The sequence below is a fragment of the Halorubrum ejinorense genome (genome assembly GCF_055389685.1).
The window spans coordinates 970,550-989,990 of the sequence record NZ_AP043777.1; the positions used below are offsets into that span (position 1 = coordinate 970,550).

At 69.7% G+C, this 19,441-nt stretch carries 22 protein-coding genes; 14 read left to right on the plus strand and 8 right to left on the minus strand.

The window, feature by feature from the left end:
- Nucleotides 1-282: 282 nt before the first annotated feature.
- The gene (locus ACZ5KW_RS05890; protein WP_343775399.1) at nucleotides 283-2,766 is read right to left on the minus strand and encodes a heavy metal translocating P-type ATPase; all 2,484 of its coding nucleotides are present in this window, start codon (nucleotides 2,764-2,766) and stop codon (nucleotides 283-285) included.
- A 74-nt stretch (nucleotides 2,767-2,840) separates the two neighbouring features.
- Nucleotides 2,841-3,041 carry a hypothetical protein gene (locus ACZ5KW_RS05895; protein WP_343775396.1) on the minus strand — a complete coding sequence of 67 codons (201 nt, stop codon included), beginning with the start codon at nucleotides 3,039-3,041 and terminating at the stop codon, nucleotides 2,841-2,843.
- Between the two features lie 97 nt (nucleotides 3,042-3,138).
- Between ACZ5KW_RS05895 and ACZ5KW_RS05900 the strand changes: the two genes are divergently transcribed.
- From ACZ5KW_RS05900 to ACZ5KW_RS05935, 8 genes are all read left to right on the plus strand, one after another.
- On the plus strand, nucleotides 3,139-3,315 hold the full coding sequence (locus ACZ5KW_RS05900) for a hypothetical protein (RefSeq protein WP_343775394.1): 177 nt from the start codon (nucleotides 3,139-3,141) through the stop codon (nucleotides 3,313-3,315).
- 6 nt (nucleotides 3,316-3,321) lie between these two features.
- Complete coding sequence (locus tag ACZ5KW_RS05905; protein ID WP_343775392.1) at nucleotides 3,322-3,831, plus strand: cytochrome c oxidase subunit II; 510 nt, start codon at nucleotides 3,322-3,324, stop codon at nucleotides 3,829-3,831.
- Nucleotides 3,828-5,618, plus strand: a complete 1,791-nt coding sequence (locus tag ACZ5KW_RS05910; protein ID WP_343775389.1) for a b(o/a)3-type cytochrome-c oxidase subunit 1 — start codon at nucleotides 3,828-3,830, stop codon at nucleotides 5,616-5,618. Before ACZ5KW_RS05905 ends, ACZ5KW_RS05910 begins: the two co-directional genes overlap by 4 nt.
- Nucleotides 5,615-5,830, plus strand: a complete 216-nt coding sequence (locus tag ACZ5KW_RS05915; RefSeq protein ID WP_343775387.1) for a CbaC protein — start codon at nucleotides 5,615-5,617, stop codon at nucleotides 5,828-5,830. Before ACZ5KW_RS05910 ends, ACZ5KW_RS05915 begins: the two co-directional genes overlap by 4 nt.
- Before the next feature lie 91 nt (nucleotides 5,831-5,921).
- A complete protein-coding gene (locus ACZ5KW_RS05920) occupies nucleotides 5,922-6,173 on the plus strand; it encodes a DUF7542 family protein (protein WP_343775385.1) in 252 nt (83 codons plus the stop codon).
- Between the two features lie 90 nt (nucleotides 6,174-6,263).
- Nucleotides 6,264-6,662 carry a thioredoxin family protein gene (locus tag ACZ5KW_RS05925; protein ID WP_343775383.1) on the plus strand — a complete coding sequence of 133 codons (399 nt, stop codon included), beginning with the start codon at nucleotides 6,264-6,266 and terminating at the stop codon, nucleotides 6,660-6,662.
- 85 nt (nucleotides 6,663-6,747) lie between these two features.
- Complete coding sequence (gene sufU, locus ACZ5KW_RS05930; RefSeq protein ID WP_343775381.1) at nucleotides 6,748-7,170, plus strand: Fe-S cluster assembly sulfur transfer protein SufU; 423 nt, start codon at nucleotides 6,748-6,750, stop codon at nucleotides 7,168-7,170.
- 83 nt (nucleotides 7,171-7,253) lie between these two features.
- Entirely contained in the window at nucleotides 7,254-7,961 is a 708-nt protein-coding gene (locus tag ACZ5KW_RS05935) for an Sjogren's syndrome/scleroderma autoantigen 1 family protein (protein WP_343775380.1), read from the plus strand.
- Between the two features lie 51 nt (nucleotides 7,962-8,012).
- Here ACZ5KW_RS05935 and ACZ5KW_RS05940 read toward each other — a convergent pair whose 3' ends face one another.
- Nucleotides 8,013-8,303 carry a hypothetical protein gene (locus ACZ5KW_RS05940; RefSeq protein WP_343775377.1) on the minus strand — a complete coding sequence of 97 codons (291 nt, stop codon included), beginning with the start codon at nucleotides 8,301-8,303 and terminating at the stop codon, nucleotides 8,013-8,015.
- Nucleotides 8,304-8,480: 177 nt separating this feature from the next.
- Entirely contained in the window at nucleotides 8,481-9,845 is a 1,365-nt protein-coding gene (glmM, locus tag ACZ5KW_RS05945; protein ID WP_343775375.1) for a phosphoglucosamine mutase, read from the minus strand.
- 111 nt (nucleotides 9,846-9,956) lie between these two features.
- On the opposite strand from glmM, the gene ACZ5KW_RS05950 reads away from it, so the two are divergent.
- The gene (locus ACZ5KW_RS05950; protein WP_343775373.1) at nucleotides 9,957-10,547 is read left to right on the plus strand and encodes a hypothetical protein; all 591 of its coding nucleotides are present in this window, start codon (nucleotides 9,957-9,959) and stop codon (nucleotides 10,545-10,547) included.
- A gap of 62 nt (nucleotides 10,548-10,609) precedes the next feature.
- Here the strand turns inward: ACZ5KW_RS05950 and ACZ5KW_RS05955 are convergent, their stop codons facing one another.
- The 4 genes from ACZ5KW_RS05955 to ACZ5KW_RS05970 form a co-directional block, all read right to left on the minus strand.
- A complete protein-coding gene (locus tag ACZ5KW_RS05955) occupies nucleotides 10,610-11,218 on the minus strand; it encodes a DUF7504 family protein (protein WP_343775371.1) in 609 nt (202 codons plus the stop codon).
- A gap of 43 nt (nucleotides 11,219-11,261) precedes the next feature.
- Nucleotides 11,262-11,654, minus strand: coding sequence for a hypothetical protein (locus ACZ5KW_RS05960; RefSeq protein ID WP_343775368.1), 393 nt, complete (start codon nucleotides 11,652-11,654; stop codon nucleotides 11,262-11,264).
- The gene (locus ACZ5KW_RS05965; RefSeq protein WP_343775366.1) at nucleotides 11,654-12,349 is read right to left on the minus strand and encodes an RAD55 family ATPase; all 696 of its coding nucleotides are present in this window, start codon (nucleotides 12,347-12,349) and stop codon (nucleotides 11,654-11,656) included. The genes ACZ5KW_RS05960 and ACZ5KW_RS05965 overlap by 1 nt, the downstream gene beginning before the upstream one ends.
- A gap of 114 nt (nucleotides 12,350-12,463) precedes the next feature.
- Complete coding sequence (locus tag ACZ5KW_RS05970; protein ID WP_343775362.1) at nucleotides 12,464-12,937, minus strand: chemotaxis protein CheW; 474 nt, start codon at nucleotides 12,935-12,937, stop codon at nucleotides 12,464-12,466.
- Nucleotides 12,938-13,039: 102 nt separating this feature from the next.
- Between ACZ5KW_RS05970 and cheB the strand changes: the two genes are divergently transcribed.
- From cheB to ACZ5KW_RS05995, 5 genes are read left to right on the plus strand one after another with little or no spacing between them, the layout of a single operon-like run.
- Complete coding sequence (gene cheB, locus ACZ5KW_RS05975) at nucleotides 13,040-14,134, plus strand: chemotaxis-specific protein-glutamate methyltransferase CheB (protein WP_343775360.1); 1,095 nt, start codon at nucleotides 13,040-13,042, stop codon at nucleotides 14,132-14,134.
- Nucleotides 14,134-16,506, plus strand: a complete 2,373-nt coding sequence (locus ACZ5KW_RS05980) for a chemotaxis protein CheA (RefSeq protein WP_343775358.1) — start codon at nucleotides 14,134-14,136, stop codon at nucleotides 16,504-16,506. The genes cheB and ACZ5KW_RS05980 overlap by 1 nt, the downstream gene beginning before the upstream one ends.
- Nucleotides 16,503-17,327 (plus strand): CheR family methyltransferase, encoded by an 825-nt coding sequence (locus ACZ5KW_RS05985; protein ID WP_343775355.1) that lies wholly within the window; start codon nucleotides 16,503-16,505, stop codon nucleotides 17,325-17,327. Before ACZ5KW_RS05980 ends, ACZ5KW_RS05985 begins: the two co-directional genes overlap by 4 nt.
- Nucleotides 17,327-18,538, plus strand: a complete 1,212-nt coding sequence (locus tag ACZ5KW_RS05990) for a HEAT repeat domain-containing protein (protein WP_343775352.1) — start codon at nucleotides 17,327-17,329, stop codon at nucleotides 18,536-18,538. The genes ACZ5KW_RS05985 and ACZ5KW_RS05990 overlap by 1 nt, the downstream gene beginning before the upstream one ends.
- On the plus strand, nucleotides 18,539-19,411 hold the full coding sequence (locus tag ACZ5KW_RS05995; protein ID WP_343775349.1) for a CheF family chemotaxis protein: 873 nt from the start codon (nucleotides 18,539-18,541) through the stop codon (nucleotides 19,409-19,411).
- The last annotated feature ends 30 nt before the right edge of the window (nucleotides 19,412-19,441 follow it).

A 19,441-nucleotide genomic window follows, 5' to 3' on the forward strand; every position in this document is an offset into this window, starting at 1 on the left:
ACGGATCAGCGGTGAAGCCCGCCAAAGCTCCGGCCGCTAGCTCATAGATCGTCGGTGACGGATCGACGACGAACTACTCCAAAGCCCCACCCGACCGCACAGCACCGCATCTTTCACCTCCCCACCCGACCGCACAAGCACCGCACCTCTCACCTCCCCAGCCTCGTCGCTGGCGCCAACGGCGCCAGCGACTCCCTCGCGCGTGCGACTCGCAGCCTACCGGCCGCTCGTCGGCACGCGCCACCTTTCATTTCCGAACCGTCTAGTCCGCGGCGTCGCGCCTCAGTCGTCCCTATAGACGGCGCGCGCGGAGTTGGTCACCACCAGGAGGCTGCTTGACGCCATCGCGAGCGCGGCCAGCAGGGGGTTGAGCGCGCCGGTCAGCGCCAGCGGGATGGCGACCGCGTTGTAGCAGAACGCCCAGCCGAGGTTCTGTTTCAGCCGCCGGTTGGTGCCGCGCGTGACGGCGAACAGCTCCGGGACCGCCGAGAGCCGGTCCTCCAGCAGCACCGCGTCGGCGGCGTCGGCCGCGAGGTCGGTCCCGGAGGCGACGGAGACGCCGAGGTCGGCCGCGGCGAGCGCCGGCGCGTCGTTGCTCCCGTCGCCGACCATCGCGACCGACCCGTCGGCGCCGAGCCGGCGGACCGTCTCCGCCTTCGCTTCCGGCGGCACCTCGGCGAACACCTCGTCGATGGCGGGGTGGTCCGCGAACCCCCTCGCGGCCGCGGGCGCGTCGCCGGTGAGCACCACCACGCGCCGCCCGTCCGCGTCGAGGTCGGCGACGACCGACTCCCACCCCTCGCGCACCTCGTCGCCGACGGTGAGGACCCCGCGCGCCCGACCGCCCCAACCGACGTAGACGGGGACGTTCCCGCGGTCTCGGGCGGTCGCGGCGACCTCGCGGAGTCGGTCGGGGACCGTCCAGCCGCGCTCGTCGAACAGCGACCGGTGGCCGACGACGACCTCGTCGCCGTCGACGCGGCCGGCGACTCCCCGGTCGACGACGTCGACGTCGGTCGCGGCCGGGCCGGCGAGCGCGTCGGGCCCGCCTTCGGGGTCTTCCTCCGTCCCGCCGTCGACTTCCCCTCCGGCCTCCCCGACCGCTTCGCCGATCGAACCGCCGTCGGCCGCGGCGGCTCCGCCCTCCGTCCGTCCCTCCTCGCCTCGGCCCGTCTCGTCGCCCGACACGCCGGAAACGATCGCCTCGGCCACCGGGTGGACCGAGGCGCGCTCGACGGCGGCCGCGCGCTCGCGGACGCGGTCGACGGGCGTCTCCCCGTCGCCGGTCGCGTCGAGCAGTCGCATCTCGCCGTCGGTGAGCGTCCCGGTCTTGTCGAGGACGACCGTGTCGACCGCGGCGGCCTCCTCGAAGACGGCGTCCGAGACGATGACGATGCCGCGCTCGGCGGCGTCGCGGATTCCGGCGGCGACCGCGAGCGGGGTCGCGAGCCCGAGCGCGCACGGACACGAGACGATGAGCACCGTGAGCCCGACGAGCGCCGCGTCGACCGGCGCCGACCCGAGCGCGAGGGTGGCGACGGCCCCGACGACCGCGACCGCGAGCACCAGCGGGACGAACACCGTCGCCAGCCTGTCGACGAGCCGCTGGACGCCCGACCGGGAGCTCTGGATCTCCCACAGCAGCCGCACGAGGGTGTCGAGCGTGCTCGTCGCGTCCTCGCCCACCTCGACGACGACCGGCGCGTCGGTGACGACGGTGCCGCCGCGGACCGCGTCGCCCTCGCGCTTCGTCGCCGGCAGCGACTCGCCCGTGACGAGCGCCTCGTCGACCGCGGCGGTCCCCTCCGCGACGGTCCCGTCGAAGGGAACGCGCTCGCCCGGCCGCACGAGGAGCCGGTCGCCGGGGGCGACGGCGTCGGCGGCGACGGTCTCGCCCGCCTCCGTCCGCACGGTCCGATCCTCGGCCGTCGTCAGGTCGGAGAGTAATCCGGTCGCCCGGCGCTTGATGACCGACTCGTAGTGGTTGCCGGCGGTGACGACCAGTATCACGGCGATGGTCACGTCGAAGTAGAGGTCGGTCCGGCCGAGCAGGAGCGCGAGCGTGCTGTAGGCGTAGGAGCTCCCGGCCGCGAGCGACACCAACAGGTCCATGTTCGGCTGTCGCGCCCGCAGGCTGACGTACGCCCCGCGGAGGATCGGGTACCCGGTGTAAAACAGGACGATGGAGGTGAACACCCATATCTGCGCGAAGAGGTAGGTCCCGCTGACCCCGCCCAGATCGAGGATCGGGTCGTAGCCGAAGTAGGTGGGATACAGGAAGAGGACGTACCACAGCATCGCCATCATCCCGAAGAACCCGCCGCCGATCAGGAACCGCACGACCGCCACGTCGTCGGACTCCGGCTCGGGGTCGGCGCGGTCGCTCGCGGTGTAGCCGGCGACCGAGAGCCGGTCGGGGAGGTCCTCGGCGCTCACGGCGTCGGGGTCGTAGTCGACCCGGATCGTGTCGGTCGCGTAGCTCGCCTCCGCGGCCGCGACCCCCTCCTGTTCGCCCGCGGTCATCTCGAGGAACGACTCGCAGGTCGCGCAGTGCATCCCGTCGACGTGGAGGAACGTCGTCTCGCCGTCGAACTCGTCGTCGGGCGTCGCGTCCGGTCGTCGCTCGTCGAGCGCGTCGAGGTCGTCCACGTCGTCGAGCGAGCGCGCGACGGCGAGACACCCCCGACAGCAGAACTCGCCGTCGACGTCGGGGGCGACGTGCGGGTCGTCCCCGACCGGGAGATCACAGAGCGTACAGTGTGACATGTGTGGTTGCGTCCGGCGCCGCACTGGATGGTTCGCGGACCGAGTCCGGCGGTTTCTCGGCGCGTCCGCGTCGATTACGCCCGGTCCGGCTCCGCCTCGTCGCCGCTGATCCCCGGCACGCTGCCGCCGGTCGCGATTCGGAGGCTCACCCAGATGAGCAGGACGTTTATCAGCGTTACCGCCACGACGAACTCCGCCCTGTCGGCGATGAACACCAACGCGGGAACGAGCCCGCCGAGGACGAGGAGTACGGCCTGCTGTAACGAGAGCTTCATAGGCTCAGTACGCCTCGGGTCGTCATAGATAGGGGCAAAGTTCCCACGAGTTGGGAACAAATAGATCGTATATATCACGACGGTTGTAACCGCTGGTATGGCTCGAAGCGAGACCGCACACGCTGGTACCGACGACGTGGGCGGTGACGGAGAGGAGTTCGACCCGATCGGCACGCTCACGCTCATCGGAATCTACTTCGTGATCCTCGTACTCGCGTGGGTGTACATCTACTACGTGGAGTTTCTCGGACGGGATCTCGTCGTCGTGGGGTGATCAGACGTGCACATACACGCCTACGAGAAGCTCTGGCTCGCGCTTTCGATCGGGTTGATCCTCGCCCTCATCGGCACCGTGACGTACGGCGCGGTCGGCCCCGGCGTGGCGATGGTCGCCGACACGCAGCCGACCATCGACCCGACGGCGCTCGACGAGGACGAGCGGTTCTCGGAGCCTCGCGTCGAGCAGGTGGGCGAGAACGAGTACGAGGCGTACGTCGTCGCCCGCCAGTTCGGCTTCCAGCCCGATCCGATCGTCGTGCCGGCGAACAGCACCGTGACGTTCTATATCACCTCCGCCGACGTGATCCACGGGTTCGAGGTCGCCGGCACGAACGCGAACGCGATGGTCGTTCCCGGCGAGGTTTCCGAGATAACGGTCAAAGTCGAGGAGCCACAGGAGTACGGCCTCATCTGTAACGAGTACTGCGGGGCCGGACACCACGTCATGGAGGGCAAGATACACGTCGTCAGTCAGTCGGAGTTCGAGAACCGAGGGGGTGACTCGGCGTGAGCAACGCCATCGAGTCCGAGCCGACGTTCGTCGATAAGTTCCCCGACGAGGCCCGCGTCGTTCGCGCGGCCTTCCTGAGCGCCTTCTTCGCCCTGTTCCTCGGCGCCATCTTCGGGATCATCCAGACGCTCCACCGGACCGACGTCGCCCGGATCATCCCCTCGACGGACTACTACACCGTTCTCACTGCCCACGGCGTGTTCATGGTGATCAGCTTCACGATCTTCTTCCTCGTCGGGCTGTTCACTTGGGCGCTGACGCGCAGTCTGGACCGGCCGCTGTTGAACATCAAGATCACGTGGACGTGGTACGGACTGATGGCGGCCGGTATGACGCTCACCGGAGTCTCGATCCTCGCCGGGTTCGTCGACTCGATCGACATGAGCGCGGACGTGCTGTTCACCTTCTACGCGCCGCTTCAGGCGCATCCCCTGTTTTACACGGGACTCGTGGTGTTCATCGTCGGCACGTGGATCGCCGGTGCGGACTGGTTCCGGACGTTCCTCGCGTGGCGGAGCGACCACCCCGACGAACGGATCCCGCTCCAGACGTTCATGGTGTTGACGACGATGACGATGTGGTACATCGCCACGTCCGCCGTGGCGGCCTCCGTGCTGTTGTTCCTGCTCCCGTGGTCGCTCGGCCTGATCGACCAGGTGAACCCGACGCTCACTCGGACGCTGTTCTGGTTCTTCGGTCACCCGGTCGTCTACTTCTGGCTGATGCCGGCGTACATGCTCTGGTACACGGTGCTGCCGAAGATCGCCGGCGGTCGGCTGTTCAGCGACCCGCTGGCTCGGGTGGTGTTCGTGCTCTTCGTCCTGCTCTCGACGCCGGTCGGGATCCACCACCAGTACCTCGATCCGGGGATCGCGGAGGGGTTCAAGTTCATCTCGATGACGAACACGATGTTCCTCCTGTTGCCGAGCCTGCTCACCGCGTTCACCGTCGTCGCGAGCGTGGAGTACGGCGCCCGCAAGAACGGCGGCACCGGACTGCTGGGCTGGCTCACGAACCTCCCGTGGCGGAAGCCGGAGTTCACCGGCATGATGCTCGCCGGCCTGATGTTCGCCGCCGGCGGCTTCTCAGGCATGGTCAACGCGGGGATGAACATCAACTACCTGATCCACAACACGCTGTGGGTCCCCGGACACTTCCACCTCACCGTCGGGACCGCGGTCGCGCTGACGATGATGGCCGGGACCTACTGGATCTGGCCGCAGATCAGCAACAAGCCGATCTACAGCAGCCAGATCGGGCTGTTCCAGGTCGTGCTCTGGTTCATCGGCATGGCGCTGATGTCGAACGCGATGCACGCGCAGGGACTGCTCGGTGTCCCGCGGCGGACCGCCGAACCGGAGTACTCCGGGTTCGACTACCCGACGATGTTCGGCGGGTTCGAGGAGCTTAACATCCAGATCGCGATCGGCGGGACGCTGCTTTTCGTCTCGACGATCCTCTTCCTCGGGAACCTCGCGTTGACGATGGGGAACCCGAAGGTCTCCGGGCTCGCGGAGCCGCTTCCGAACCCGGTCTCCGGCGCGGAAGACGCCCCGAAGGTGCTCGATAACCTCCGGCTGTGGGTGAGTATCGCGGTCGTCTTAGTCGTCCTCGCGTACGCGCTCCCGATCGCGGCGATCGTCCAGCGCGGCGGACTGCTCGGCCCCGGCGTCGGCACGTATCCCGTGTGGCTCTCGCCGGTCCTCGACGCGCTCGCGAACGTCGCGACCGCGGCGTTCGGCACGGTCGCCGACGCCTCGGCCTCGGTCGTCGAGGTGATCCGATGAGCGTCGACATCAGCCGCGGCGGCCTGCTGGTGACGCTCGCGGTCTTCGGCGTGATCGTCTACGAGTTCCGGACGGTCCTCGACTTCCTCGGCGTCGAGCTGCCGCTGATCCCGTACATGGCGGCCGTCTTCGCGCTCGCCGGCGTCACGGTCTGGCTCATCACCCTGACGGGCGGCTGGCGGACCGACCCCGAGCGCGATAAGCCGGCGTAAGCCGCCTCCCGGCCTCGGTCCGCGCTCCTTCTGGCGACCGCGCTCCTTCTGGCGACCGCGACGGTTATGACTGTACAGCGCAAGACGGGGTATGGACGAGACGCGCGTCACGGTTCGGTGCCGCGACTGCCCGTTCGCGACGGCCCACGACAGGCTCCGCGACGCCCGAACCGCCGTCGACGAGCACGAGTCGACGACCGGACACGACGTCACGTGGGAGATCGAGTCCCTCGACGCGGGCGTCTCGCGGGCCGGCGCGGACGCCGGCGTCTGTGGCCGTCCCGAGTGCGTGAACGACGACTCCCCGCTCGTCGACCCCGACCCGCCGGAGCCGGAGTCGTAGCCCCGGTCGGCGTGTAGCCCCGGACAGCGGCGTTTCGCGCGATCGGCGACCGACGCGAGGATTTATACCCCGACGCGCCCAATAATGTATATGGAATCCAATACTGTGTCCGACGGCGCCGACACGGCCGGGCCCGCGGACGCGAACCGGTCGACGGCGCCGGGGCGACCGGTCTCGCTGGCCGACGAGGACGCCCTCGACGCCTTCGTCGACGACGCGCCGGTCGCGCTCGTGGAGTTCTACACCGACGGCTGCGGCATCTGCGCGAGCATGGAGCCGGTGCTCGGCAACGTCGCGCGCGGCGTCGCGGCCGACGTCGCGGTCGGCCTCGTTAACCCCCGCGACGACCCGCCGCTCGTCGAGCGGTTCGACGTCCGGAGCGTCCCGCTTTTCGTCCTCTTCGTCGACGGCGAGCCGGTTGCGCGGCGGGCCGACGGGTTCGTTCCGGGCGACGACCTCGCGGCGTGGATCGACGAGCACGCGCCCTGAGATCGCCGCGAGCCGCCGTCGAACGGACCGGTCCGTCCCTCTCGACGGAACCCTTTTGAGCCGGAACGGCGTACTCGGAACTAACATGGGACTGGGCTCGGACATGTACCGGCAGCAGATTCTCGACCACTACAAGAACCCGCGCAACTACGGGGAGCTCGAGGACCCGGACTACACCCACGTCGGTGAGAACCCCTCGTGCGGCGACACGATCCGGATGGACGTTCGACTCGACGACGACGAAGAGACCGTCGAGGCGGTCCGCTTCACCGGTGACGGCTGCGCCATCTCGATGGCCTCCGCGAGCATGCTCTCCGAGCGGCTCCACGGCATCTCCGTCGACGAACTGGACGACCTCGACACCGACGACGTCACGGAGATGCTCGGCGTCGACATCTCGCCGATGCGCGTGAAGTGCGCGGTGCTCGGCCGGCAGGTGGCACAGGACGGCGCGAAGATCCACCGCAGCGAACTCGATCCCGACGACCGCACGATCACCGAGGAGTAGCGCCTCCCGTTCGGCGGCCGTCGACTCCGGCCGCTCGTCCCGAGCCCACCGGACTTTTGCCCGCGAACCACGTTCACCCGCCCATGAGCGACGGCTTCGACAAGGAAGCGGAACGCGAGAAGCTCCGCGAAAAGCTCGCGGACGACGAAGAGAAGCGCGAACACACCCAACGGATGTCCGAGCTCCTGTTGAAGGGCGCGACGATGACGAACCGTCACTGCGAGGACTGCGGCGACCCGATATTCCGACACGACGGCCGCGAGTTCTGCCCCTCCTGTGGGAACGAGGCCGGGAACGCGGCACGCGCTGGCGGCGACGCCGCCCCCGCAACTGACGGCACCGCGACCGACGGAACTGCGACCGGCTCTGACGCGCCCCCGCGCGTCGATGCCGGGGCCGACGCGAACCCGTCCGAGGGCGCGGTCGACGCGGGCGCGGTCGACGCGGGCGCGACGACGCCGGCGGACACCGCCGGCGGGGGGCGAGCGGAGCCGAACCCCCCGGGCGCCGACCGCGGCGCGACCGGGACCCCGGAGGCGCCGTCGTCGACCGGAGCGTCGCCGCAGTCCGCGTCACGGGCCGCCGAGCCGCAGCGACCCGCGGAGTCGCGGCCGACGCCGTCGCGGTCCGGGAGCGACGTCGAGGGCGTCGCGGCCGCTCGCGCGTCGCTGACGCGCACCCTGAACAAGTTCGCTCGCGCCGCCGAGGAGACCGACGACCCTCGACGCGCCCGCGACCACCTCGAAGCCGCGCGCGAGGCGGCCGAGACGCTCGCGGCGCTCGACGGCTAACCGCCGACCACAACAGACGCGAAGGCTGCTTCCCGACGACTCGACGCCGGTTTACACTCGCACCGGCGAACCGGCCGGCTCCATCTTTTCCCACTTCGGCGCGTCGTCGGACAGCAGCGAGCCAACGATCCTGATCACGGCGTCGACGCCGTCTAATCCGTCGACCTCGCCGCGTTCGACGCGGTCGGCGAACCGTTCCAACTCCGCGACGGTCACGGTCCCGGCGGCCACGGCGCCGGTGACGGTCCGCGTGTCGCTTTCGAGGACGGTGAGTAGCTCCGTCGAGGCGGTCGTGCTGCAGGAGTCGGTGCGGGGTTCGACGTCGGGGGGTGTGGCGGCCATCTCGATTATTACTACACATCGAGTTAATATATTACTACCGGTACCCATACGAGATCTGTCATCACCGTTCGAGCGACGTAGACTCCTCTGGGAAGGCTCCCCGGAACGGCGGCGTCCATCGGCGTCGCTGCCGAACTTCTGTCTATCGCGCCGGCAGAAGGGGCGACCGCGTCCCGTCTATCGCCCGCTCTCGACGGCCACGCGCATGTCCGTCGCCAGCCGCTCCGCGCGCTCGGCGTCGGCCGACTCCGCGTAGATGCGGATCTTCGGCTCGGTGCCCGAGGGTCGGACGAGCACCCACGCGTCGCCGTAGTCGAGCCGGTAGCCGTCGGTCGTGTTCGGCTCGGCATCGGCGGTCTCGACGTGCGCCCGAGCCGCCGAGAGCATCTCGTCGCGCTCGTCGTCGTCCTCGTACTCGACGTTCGCCCGCACGAAGTGGTAGTCGGCGTACGGCGCGACGACCTCGCTGACGGGTGCGCCGTCGGCGGCCGCGAGCAGTTCGAGGAAGCGAGCGCCGATGTACGCCCCGTCGCGCGAGAGCCGGTACGGCGGGAAGAACACCCCGCCGTTCCCCTCGCCGGCGATGGGGACGTTCGTCCCCTCGTCGTGAAGCTCTCGGGTCCGAGTGATGATGTTCGTGGCGCCGATGGGGGTCAGCTCCAGGTCCGCGCCGTTGGCGGCGCAGACGTCGACGAGCCGCTGGGAGACGTTGACCGCGCTGACGACCGCGTCGCCGGGTTCGAGGCAGGCGTCCGCCATCGCGGCGAAGGAGGTGTCGCCGTCGACGAACGACCCGTCCTCGCCGACGAACACCGCTCGGTCCGCGTCGCCGTCGTGGGCGACCCCGACGTCTGCGTCCGAGGTCGCGACCAGCCGCGAGAGCGCTTCCAGGTTCTCCGGAACGGGCTCCGAGTCGCGGCCGGGGAAGTGGCCGTCCGGCGTCGCGTTCACGGTCAGCACCTCGCAGCCGAGTTCGCGGTAGATCCGGGGCGCGGCGACGGACGCGGCACCGTGGCCCGGGTCCACCGCGACGGTGAGGTCGGCGTCGGCGATCGACTCGCGGTCGACCGCGGCGATCAGCTGGTCGGCGTAGTCGTCGACGACTCCCTCTATCGGCGTCGTCTCGCCCGCGGCCCGCCAGTCCGCGTGGTCGTACTCGTCGTCGAGCACCCGCCGCTCGATCCGCTCTAACACGTCGACCGACAGCTCCACGCCGTCGTCGCCGACGAGCTTGATCCCGTTGAACTCCGGCGGGTTGTGGGAAGCGGTGACGAGGACGCAGGGCACGCCGGTCGCCTCGCAGTAGTTGCCGACCGCGGGCGTGGGGACGACGCCCAGCCGATCGACGTCGCAGCCGACCGCGGCGAGGCCGCTCGCGGCCGCGTTCGCGAACAGCTCGCCGGTGGTCCGGGTGTCGCGAGCGACGGCGACGCGGTCGGCGTCCCACACCGTCCCGGCCGCCTTCGCGATGTCGAGGACCAGCGCGGGCGTGAGGTACCGCAACGCGACCCCGCGGATGCCGCTGGATCCGAACAGCTCCATGGGGAGCCATGCGCCGGCCGACGGGAAAGCGGTTCCGAAGCGACCCCGGTGTGAGCGGGTCGGGCCGCGCCGACGCGTGCGGTTCATGCCGGTGGCGCCCGTTCCAATCGTATGGACCACACGCGACGCGACGCGCTCGCCGGGGCCGCGTTCACGCTCTCGGCCGCGACCGCCGGGTGTCTCGATTTCGCCGCTGGCGAGGGACCGCAGGGTCCCGAGGGAACGCCGGCGACGCTGACCTGTGACGACGACGGGTTCGTCCGCCTCGATCGACCGTTCGACGCGTCGGTCGCACAGACCGTCGTCGAGACGGACGAGACCAGCCTGGAGCTGTCCACGGAGGGACTGACGGAGACGTACGGCCAGTCGCTCCGGGTCGTCCTCCGGAACACGGGCGACGCCCCCGCGCCCACTCTCGGCGAGCTCGCATACTCCATCCAGCGCGAGACGGAGGCGGGGTGGCTCGACGTCCGCGGCTCGACGACCGGCGAGGCGGTCGAACTGCCCCGTACCGAGGAGTCGATCGACACGAGCTCGGCGTACTCCTGGAACCTCACGCTGACGGAAGCCGGGATCGCGGACGCGGTCGACGGCGTCGATCTGACCGTGTGTCCGGAGCTCGGGCCCGGAACCTACCGGTTCGTGTACTGGGGGATCGTCGACGCCCCGCCGATCGGCGCGGAGTTCGAACTGGTCGGGTGAGTCCGGCGGACGGTTCGCGGGCGGACGACCTGCGGGCGAACGACTCGCGGGCGGTGACTCGGTTAGAACGACTGCCAGTCGGAGGGCTGGCCGACGCGACCGCGGACGCGGAACTCACGCGAGTCGTCGTCGACCCGGGTCTCTAAGACGATCTCGAACGGCTCGTGGAGGGTGTGGACCACCTGCTCGTCGTGGGCGGTCGAGCCGACGACGCCGACGAACGGCCACCCCTCGCCGGAGGTCTGTGAGGTCATCACGCGGGTGAACCGATAGATTCGCTCGGGGTCCCAGTACATCAGCAGTTGGGACAGCGAGTAGATGCCGACCGCGCGGTCGCGGCCGGCGGAGGACTCGACGATGTCGGTGAACTTGATCCCGATGTCGGTGAGGTTCCCCGCGCTGCCGACGTACTTCGTCATCGGCGTGTCGTCGCGCTTGTCGCCCTGCTCGTGAGTGACGCAGTCGATGACGATCACGTCGTCGCCGTCCCGCCCCGTGAGCTCCTCGTAGTCGCCGCGGACCTTCTCGGCGGTCCGTCCCGTCGAGATCACGACCGGGCCGTCGGACCACGTCCCGAGCAACCGATTGAACAGGTCGTACTTCCCGCTCATCGGTGGACCGCTGATGAGGACGCTGTCGGCACCGCGGACAGCGTCGGGAAGCACGGTCATATGTCCAGTGTGAGAGAGTGTCGGGTAAAACCCTTCCGAGGGATCACTTTCGAAGCATGGAGGGGAGGTCTAGCGAAGACGGCGGACCCTCCCGCGGTCCGTCAGTAAGTGTCAGTTCGCGTATCGCACCGGGTAACGCGGCGGGAACGGGCACTTCACGCGGCGCCCCGACCCCGTCGACGAGCGAGGCCCACACCGCCTCGTCGTCTGGGTCGTCGCGCTCCGCTCTCGCCTCCAGCGCCTTCGTCCGCCCCTCGTCGTACGCCAACTCGACGATGCTCTGGTCGTACGCGCCCGGGAACGCCTCCAGCACCCGGTCCAGCTCCTGCGGGCGCGGGCTATCGACGCCGGCGGCGACCCCGAGCGCGAACGCGCGCTCGATGGCTTCCTCGCGGGAGAGGTCGTCCCACTCCGTCCCGAACGTGCGGTCGTACATCAGTGCGTCACCGTTACCGCCGAGCCGACACGGAGTCCGCTATCGGTGAACTCCACGTCCTGGATGTCGGTGTCGACGTCCGTGCCGCGCATCTTCAGCACCTGTACGCCGCGTCGCATCCCCTCGTCTTCGAGGTAGTTGTGCATGAAGACGACGCCGTGCGCGAGGTAGTGCTCCTCCGAGTAGGCGCTCGGGTCGGTCATCTCGGAGATGAGGAGCGTCGTCGCGTCGGTCCGCTTCAGCGACGAGAGCAGTTGGATCATCGTGTCCTCGTCGTCGTCGAGGAGGAACCGCAACAGCATCGTCGAGTCGAAGACGACCCGGTCGATGTCGCGGGAGTTGATGAACCCCGTGAGCCGGTTGGTGACGCCGGAGCGGTCGCGGCGGTCGCCGGGGAGCCCGAAGAACCGTCTCCCGTCCGACGAGAAGGAGTCGAGGAAGGTGACCCGGTCGGAGTCGAGCGCGCGGTCGAACCCGAAGTCGTAGCCGCTCATGTCCTCGCGGATCCCCTCTTTGGTCTCGTGCATGCTGATGTACAGCACGTCCTCGCCGTTCCGGGCGCCCTGTGCCGCGAACTGCGAGCAGAATGTCGTTTTGCCGCTCCCGGGCGGACCGCTGACCACGTACAGGCGGTCCTCGGGGAGGCCGCCGTCGACGAGGGCGTCGAACCCCGGGACGCCGCTTGAGACGCGCATACGTACGTAACCCATTAGACGGCTGATAAGCGTTGGCACCCGGTTCTCACGGGTGAGAACCGATCGCCCTGCGTCGAGCCGATGCCCCGCGCTGCCCTCGGACGGCGCGCCCGCCTACGCCTCCGCGGCCTCGACGTCCTCCAGCTCGGTCGCGAGCTCCTCGTCGACGTCCGGCGAGACCCACACGACGAACCGGTCGTCGGACTTGACGATGCCGCGAACGCCCTCGTCTTCGACGGTCGTGCTCTGGTCGACGTCCTCCGGAGAGACGTCGCGGACCTGGAACACCTCGTCGACCATCCAGCCGACCGTTCCGCCCTCGTCGATCTCGCCGTCGTCGAACACGACGATCCGCTCTCGCGGGCCCTCCTCGTCGATGTCGAACAGGGTCTTCGGGTCGACGATCGTCGTCGTCCGCCCGCGCAGGTCCATCACGCCCTCCACGTGGTCCGGCGAGTTCGGAATTCGCGTGAGCTCGCCCGCGTCGACGATCTCGTCGATGACGCCGATGTCCAGACAGTACGTCCCGTCGCCCAGGCCGAACTCCAACACCTTGGTCGGTTCGGCGTCCGCCTCTGTGGCTGCCATGTCGACACCTGCGGCGAACCGACAAATAATCGTGTCCCCTGAATTATCAGGGGTGATTACTGGGTCCGTGGATTTATGCTGATTCTGGGCCCGCTGTGGGATATGAGCAGGACGACGGATCGGCGCGGCGGTCGGGACGGGTCGCCGCGGGTGGTGGTCGTCGACGACTCCCCGTTCATGCGGGGGCTGATAAGCGATCTCTTAAGCGATGCCGGGGTCGCGGTCGTCGGCGAGGCGGGGGACGGAGAAGAGGCGCTCTCGGTGGTCGCCGAGACGCGCCCCGACGTCGTGACGATGGACGTCGAAATGCCCGGAATGGGCGGGCTCGAAGCCGTCGAGCGGTTGATGGACGAGACCCCGACACCGGTGTTGATGCTGTCGGCACACACCGACGAGGGCGCCGAGGTCACGTTCGAGGCGCTCGATCGCGGGGCGGTCGACTTCTTCGCGAAACCGGGCGGCGAGGTGTCGACCGGCGTCTCTCGAGAGTCCGATCGACTCGTCGAGGCCGTCCGATCGGTCGCGGACGCCGACCTCGACGCGGCGACCCGCGATCGCGACGATCCGGGTTCGACTCGGTCGCGCCCGACGGGGTCCGACTCCGACGCCGGTACCCCCCACCTCGACGGGCCGCTGACCGTTGTCATCGCCGCGTCCACCGGCGGTCCGAACGCGGTCGAGCGCGTGCTGTCGGCGTTACCGATGGGCGACTGTCGCGTGGTGATAGTCCAGCACATGCCCGAGGCGTTCACGTCGCGGTTCGCGGACCGGCTCGACGCCGCCTCCGCGTACGACGTGCGGGAGGCGAGCGACGGCGCGCGGATCGGGGCCGGCGAGGCGCTGGTCGCCCGCGGCGGGAGCCACACGCTGATCGACAGCTACCGCTCGGGGCGGCTCCGGGTCAAACTCGACGAGGACGACGACTCTCACACCGTCACCCCCGCGGCCGACGTGACGATGCGGTCGGCCGCCGAGGTGATCGACGACCCGCTCGTCGGCGTCGTGTTGACCGGAATGGGGTCGGACGCCGCGGACGGGATCCGCGCGATGGCCGACGCCGGGGCGCGCACCCTCGCACAGAGCGAGGACACCTGCGTCATCTACGGGATGCCCAAACGCGCCGTCGAGACGGGCGGCGTCGACGAGGTACACGACCTCGACGACGTCGCCGGCGCGATAGTCGGGGGTGAGGCCTGATGGACTCCCACCGCGCCGCGTTCGTCGCGGAGGCCGAAGACGGGATCACCGACCTCAACAACGCGCTGCTCGCCTTGGAGGCCGACCCGGAGGACGCCGAGGCGATGGACGACGTGTTCCGCGTCGCCCACACCCTGAAGGGCAACGCCGCGGCGATGGGGTACGAGGACGTCTCCGACTTCGGACACGCCCTGGAGGACCTGCTGGACGCGGTCCGGCAGGGCGACCGCGAAGTGAACCCCGAGCTGATGGACCTCCTCTTCGAGGGCGTCGACGCCGTCGAGGCGATGGTCTCGGAGATCGCCGACACCGGCGAGGTGTCGACCGACCCGTCGGACCTCGAATCGCGGCTACGCGAGATGGAGGAACACGGGACCGTCGGCGGCGACGAGGGCGACTCCGGAAGCGACGCGAGCGCGGCGTCGGAAAGCGGGAGCGAGGCGTCGGAACGCGACGACTCGACGGCCGCCGACGCGGCCGGCGCGGCCGAGGGCGAAGAGGGGGGCGCCGAGGACGACGAGGAGAGCGACGAGGGCGCGCCCGACATCTCGGTGCCGGAGCCGCCGGCGGCCGCCGGCGACCTTCCGGAGCCGGTCACGTACGCCGACGTGAACATCGGCGACGCGCAGATGGCGGGGGTCGACGCGGCGCTCGTCCTCCAGGCGCTCGACGAGCAGTTCGACGGCCACGAGACCGACCCGTCCCCCGAGGCGTTGGAGGACGGCGAGTACGACGAGCGGTTCGACGCCTTCGTCGGCGGCGCCGACCCCGACGTCGTCGGCGAGGGGCTCCGGGCGCTCACGCAGGTCGAGTCGGTGACGGCGGTCGCGGTCGGCGAGTCGAGCGACTCGAAAGCTGAATCGAGCGACTCAGAGGCCGAATCGAGCGACTCAGAGGCCGCAGGCGACGAAACCGCGGACGAGTTCGAGCCCGCCGACCCCGAGCCGTCCCCCGACGAGTCCGGGGATCCCGACCCGACGGACTCGACCGACGAGGCGGACTCCGAGCCCGAGGGGGCGGACTCCGGAACCGACGACTCCGGAACCGACGATTCCGGTTCGCCGTCCGGGGGATCCGACTCCAAGTCCGGCGACGAGATCAAATCGATCCGCGTCGACGTGGACCAGGTCGACGAGCTGTACGGGCTCGTCGAGCAGCTGGTGACGAGCCGGATCAAGCTCCGCCGCGAGATAGAGGGGACGGACGCGGAGTCCGACGCCTTAGACGAGCTCGACAAGCTCGCCTCCAGTCTCCAGGACACGGCGATGGACATGCGGCTCATCCCGTTCTCGCAGGTGTCCGACTCGTTCCCGCGGCTCGTGCGCGACATCTCGCGCGACCTCGACAAGCGGATCGACTTCGAGATCGAGGGCGACGACGTCGAGTTGGACCGCACGATCCTCACGGAGATGCGCGACCCGCTCGTCCACGTCCTGCGGAACGCGGTCGACCACGGTATCGAGTCGCCGGCGGAGCGCGAGGCGGCCGGCAAGGACCCGACCGGCCACGTGTCGCTCACGGCCGAGCGCGAGCGCGACCACGTCATCATCGAAGTCGCGGACGACGGCGCGGGGCTCGATCCCGACCAGCTCCGGGACAAGGCGGTCGCCGAGGACGTCAAGAGCCGCGAGGCGGTCGAGGCGATGGAGGACGACGAGGTGTACGACCTCGTCTTCCACCCCGGCTTCTCGACCGCGGAGGAGGTCACCGACGTCTCCGGCCGCGGCGTCGGGATGGACGTGGTCCGGACGACCGCTCGCGACCTCGACGGCTCGGTCTCGATCGACAGCGAGCCCGGTGAGGGGAGCACGGTCCGCTTCCGGCTCCCCGTCACCGTCGCCATCGTGAAGGTGATGTTCGTCGACGTGGGCGGCACCGAGTACGGAATCCCGATCAAGTCGATCGCGGAGGTCGCCCGCGCCGACGACATCGAGGAGGTCCACGGCGACGAGGTCGTCCGACACGAGGACGACCTCTACCCGGTCGTCAGGCTGAACGAGCGCCTCGGCGAGATCGACTCGACGGCGGCCGAAGCGTCCGCGGCCGAAGCGTCGGCGCCGGCAACGCACGCCCCCGACGGAGGAGTCACCGTCGAGGAGGGTGTCGACGCCGCTGGGGGCGGACCCGGCGCGGCCGAGGCCGGCGACGACGGTCTCGGCGGCGACGCCGGAGACGAGGGCGATCAGGGGATGCTGGTGCGGATCCGCGAGGAGACCAGACAGGTCGCGCTCCACTGCGACGCGGTCCTCGACCAGGAGGAAGTGGTGGTCAAACCGCTCGACGGCCCCCTCTCGGGGACGCCCGGCCTCAGCGGCACGGCCGTCCTCGGCGACGGGGACGTCGTGGCCGTCCTCGACGTGGTGAGCCTATGAGCCGATCGACGGACCGGAACGGCGAGGACGCCGCCTTCGAGGGCGTCCTCAGACAGATCGACGACACGGTCGCGTTCGAGCCGGGGTACTACAACGAGTCGTACCTCGACCGGCGGATCACGGCGCGGATGCGGCGGCGAGACACGGAGTCGCACGCCGAGTACGAGCGGATCCTCCGGGAGGACGCCGAGGAGCGGCAGGCGCTGATGGACGCGCTCACGATCAACGTGACGGAGTTCTTCCGCAACCCGGAGATGTGGGACGTCCTCCGCGACGTGTTGCGCGAGCGGACCGCGAACCAGCGGCGCGTTCGCGTCTGGTCGGCGCCGTCGGCGGACGGCCGCGAGCCGTACTCCGTCGCGATGCTGGCCTGTGACGACCCCGAGATCGACGAGTCTCGCCTCGAGGTGCTCGGCTCCGACATCAGCGAGGAGGCGCTCGACAGCGCCCGGAACGGCGAGTACCACACGACGCGGACGACCGACATCGCCGAGGAGCTCGAACCCCTCGCCGATCCCGACCGCTACGTCGAGCGCGACGAGGACACGTTTCAGGTCAGGCCGGCGGTCCAGCGGCTCGTCGACTTCGAGACCCACGACCTGATCAGCGACGGCGCGCGAGACCCCTTCGACGTGGTGTTGTGTCGGAACCTGCTGATATACATCGACGTCGACCACAAGGCCGCGCTGTTCGACACGCTGGAGGCGTCGCTCGCCGAGGACGGCGTCTTAGTGCTCGGAATGACCGAGAGCGTCCCCCCGAACCGGTCGGACCGCTACGAACCGATCGACAAGCGGCGGCGGGTGTTCCGGAGGCGCTGATGTCGCTGTACCAGCACGCTCGGGAGGGGAACACGGAGCGTCTCCGAGACGCGCTCGACAGCGACAGCGCGGCGGTCCGAAAGCGTGCCACGGAGTTCCTCGGCGACGTCGCCGACGGCGGCGAGCAGGCCACGGTCGACGGGCTGTTGCGCGCCGCCACGTCCGACGACGATCCGGAGGTCCGCGGGGCCGCGATCGACGCGCTCGACGAAGTCGGCGAGGGGGCGCTCGAACAGCTCCTCGAGGAGCTCACCGGTGGCGGCAGCGGCTCCGAGGCGGAGTGGGTCACCGCTCGCAAGTTCGCGCGGGCGCTGGAGGCCGACCGACCGGAACTCCGCATGGCCGCGGCGAACGCGCTCGGCCGGCTCGACGACGCGAGCGGACTTCAGGCGCTCGTCAAGGCGCTCGAGGACGACGACCCGCGAGTCCGCCTGCGCGCGGCTCAGGCCTGCGGGACCTTCGCCGACCCGCGGGCGATCCCCGGACTGCGGGACCGGCTCGACGACGACCCGCGGGTCCGCCGCGCGGCGGCGAACGCGCTCGGAACCATCGGGACAGACGAGGCCCTCTCGCCGCTTCTGGACCTGCTCGACGACGGCGACGAGTCGATCCGACGCATCGCGGCCGGCGCGCTCGGGAAGGCGAGTAACCCGGAACCGGTCGAACCGCTGGCGCGGGCGCTCGGCGACGAGAGCGCCGTCGTTCGCAACGCGGCGGTGTACTCCGTCATCGAACTGCTCTCGAACGTCCCGACCCAGCAGAGCCACGCGGTCCGCGACCAGGTCGTCTCGGAGCTGAAGGCGGCCGACGACGCCACCGTCGTCGAGCCGCTCGTCGAGATCCTCACCGACGGGCAACAGAGCCGCCAGCGCCGGAACGCGGCGTGGATCCTCGGTCGGGTCGCGGACCCGGACGCGTCGCTTGCGGTCGAGGCCCTCGCGGACGCGCTCGCCGACGACGACCCGCAGACCGCCCAGTTCGCGGCCACGAGCCTGAAGAGCCTCGGCGGCCCGGTCGTCGAGGACCGACTGCTGGACAAGCTCGGTCCGCAACACCCCGAGGAGGCCCGCGCGAAAGCGGTGTTCGTCCTCGGGCAGATCGGCGGACAGGAGACGCTCAACCGACTCGAAGAGTACGCCGACGACGACAGTCAGGCCGTCAGAAAGCGCGTGTTCTCGGCCGTCTCGAAGCTGCGCGCGGGGGGCCGGTAAATGGCTCAGAAGGACAGCGAGTACAAGATCACCGACACGCAGGCCAAGTTCGCGGTCGCGGTCCGCGAAGGCCGCAAGGTGAGCGACGTCTCGTGGACTCCGGGGCGCGTGCTGCTGTCGAACCGGCGACTCATCCTCGCCGGCAACGACGGTAAGCGCACCGTCCCGCTGTCGAAGCTCGAACGGCTCGGCGGTCGCCACGACGCGAACCAGTCGGTCGCGCGCGTCTCCAACTACGTGAGTTTCGACCTGGGCGAGCAGGTGTTACTCGTCGCCGCCTCCGACCACGAGCCGTTCGAGCGCGACGTCTACCGCGCGCTGCTCGACCAGAAGACGGTGATGGCGAAACACCCGGCCATCGAGGGCGGGGTCGTTCAGGACACCGAGTGGGAGCAGGCCCGCGTGAAGATCGACGAGAACGGGCTCAACGCCGCCTTGGAGCGCGGCGCCTTCGTGAAGTTCGACCTCGACGACATCAGCGGCCTCGACGCCGCGAAACGCACCGTGAACGGCGAGAAAAAGCCCGTCATCGAGGTGTCACACACCGACGACGAGGGGACGAGCATCGAGACCCACGTCGCCGGCGACCCGAACCGGATGCGGTTCGTCGAGTCGTGGCTCCGCAAGGGCGAAGAGCGGAGCTCGACGAACGTCGACCTCTCCAGCCGCGACCGCGAGGTGTTGATGGCGCTGTACTCCGGCGTCTCGCCGTTCGAGATTCCCGCCTTCCTCGGCATGGACGTCGACGACGTCGAGGAGACGTTCGAGCGGCTCGTCGACCTCGAAGTCGTCGAGGAGGTCCGGATCCGCCGGGAGGTCGCGCTGAACTCCCGCGGACGCAACATCGCCAGCGAAGCGATGAACGAGCAGTAGCGGGTCCGGCGGGTACGAGGCCTGCGGGTG

What these genes read in the sequence shown, in the direction of transcription:
- ACZ5KW_RS05935 (WP_343775380.1), top strand. Translation starts at nt 7,254, where the DNA reads ATGAGCGACGGCTTCGACAAGGAAGCGGAACGCGAGAAGCTCCGCGAA.
- glmM (WP_343775375.1), bottom strand. Translation starts at nt 9,845, where the DNA reads ATGGAGCTGTTCGGATCCAGCGGCATCCGCGGGGTCGCGTTGCGGTAC.
- ACZ5KW_RS05940 (WP_343775377.1), bottom strand. Translation starts at nt 8,303, where the DNA reads ATGGCCGCCACACCCCCCGACGTCGAACCCCGCACCGACTCCTGCAGC.
- ACZ5KW_RS05990 (WP_343775352.1), top strand. Translation starts at nt 17,327, where the DNA reads ATGTCGCTGTACCAGCACGCTCGGGAGGGGAACACGGAGCGTCTCCGA.
- ACZ5KW_RS05955 (WP_343775371.1), bottom strand. Translation starts at nt 11,218, where the DNA reads ATGACCGTGCTTCCCGACGCTGTCCGCGGTGCCGACAGCGTCCTCATC.
- ACZ5KW_RS05980 (WP_343775358.1), top strand. Translation starts at nt 14,134, where the DNA reads ATGGACTCCCACCGCGCCGCGTTCGTCGCGGAGGCCGAAGACGGGATC.
- ACZ5KW_RS05920 (WP_343775385.1), top strand. Translation starts at nt 5,922, where the DNA reads ATGGACGAGACGCGCGTCACGGTTCGGTGCCGCGACTGCCCGTTCGCG.
- ACZ5KW_RS05915 (WP_343775387.1), top strand. Translation starts at nt 5,615, where the DNA reads ATGAGCGTCGACATCAGCCGCGGCGGCCTGCTGGTGACGCTCGCGGTC.
- cheB (WP_343775360.1), top strand. Translation starts at nt 13,040, where the DNA reads ATGAGCAGGACGACGGATCGGCGCGGCGGTCGGGACGGGTCGCCGCGG.
- ACZ5KW_RS05970 (WP_343775362.1), bottom strand. Translation starts at nt 12,937, where the DNA reads ATGGCAGCCACAGAGGCGGACGCCGAACCGACCAAGGTGTTGGAGTTC.
- ACZ5KW_RS05895 (WP_343775396.1), bottom strand. Translation starts at nt 3,041, where the DNA reads ATGAAGCTCTCGTTACAGCAGGCCGTACTCCTCGTCCTCGGCGGGCTC.
- ACZ5KW_RS05950 (WP_343775373.1), top strand. Translation starts at nt 9,957, where the DNA reads ATGGACCACACGCGACGCGACGCGCTCGCCGGGGCCGCGTTCACGCTC.
- ACZ5KW_RS05900 (WP_343775394.1), top strand. Translation starts at nt 3,139, where the DNA reads ATGGCTCGAAGCGAGACCGCACACGCTGGTACCGACGACGTGGGCGGT.
- ACZ5KW_RS05965 (WP_343775366.1), bottom strand. Translation starts at nt 12,349, where the DNA reads ATGCGCGTCTCAAGCGGCGTCCCGGGGTTCGACGCCCTCGTCGACGGC.
- ACZ5KW_RS05985 (WP_343775355.1), top strand. Translation starts at nt 16,503, where the DNA reads ATGAGCCGATCGACGGACCGGAACGGCGAGGACGCCGCCTTCGAGGGC.
- ACZ5KW_RS05995 (WP_343775349.1), top strand. Translation starts at nt 18,539, where the DNA reads ATGGCTCAGAAGGACAGCGAGTACAAGATCACCGACACGCAGGCCAAG.
- ACZ5KW_RS05925 (WP_343775383.1), top strand. Translation starts at nt 6,264, where the DNA reads ATGGAATCCAATACTGTGTCCGACGGCGCCGACACGGCCGGGCCCGCG.
- sufU (WP_343775381.1), top strand. Translation starts at nt 6,748, where the DNA reads ATGGGACTGGGCTCGGACATGTACCGGCAGCAGATTCTCGACCACTAC.
- ACZ5KW_RS05960 (WP_343775368.1), bottom strand. Translation starts at nt 11,654, where the DNA reads ATGTACGACCGCACGTTCGGGACGGAGTGGGACGACCTCTCCCGCGAG.
- ACZ5KW_RS05890 (WP_343775399.1), bottom strand. Translation starts at nt 2,766, where the DNA reads ATGTCACACTGTACGCTCTGTGATCTCCCGGTCGGGGACGACCCGCAC.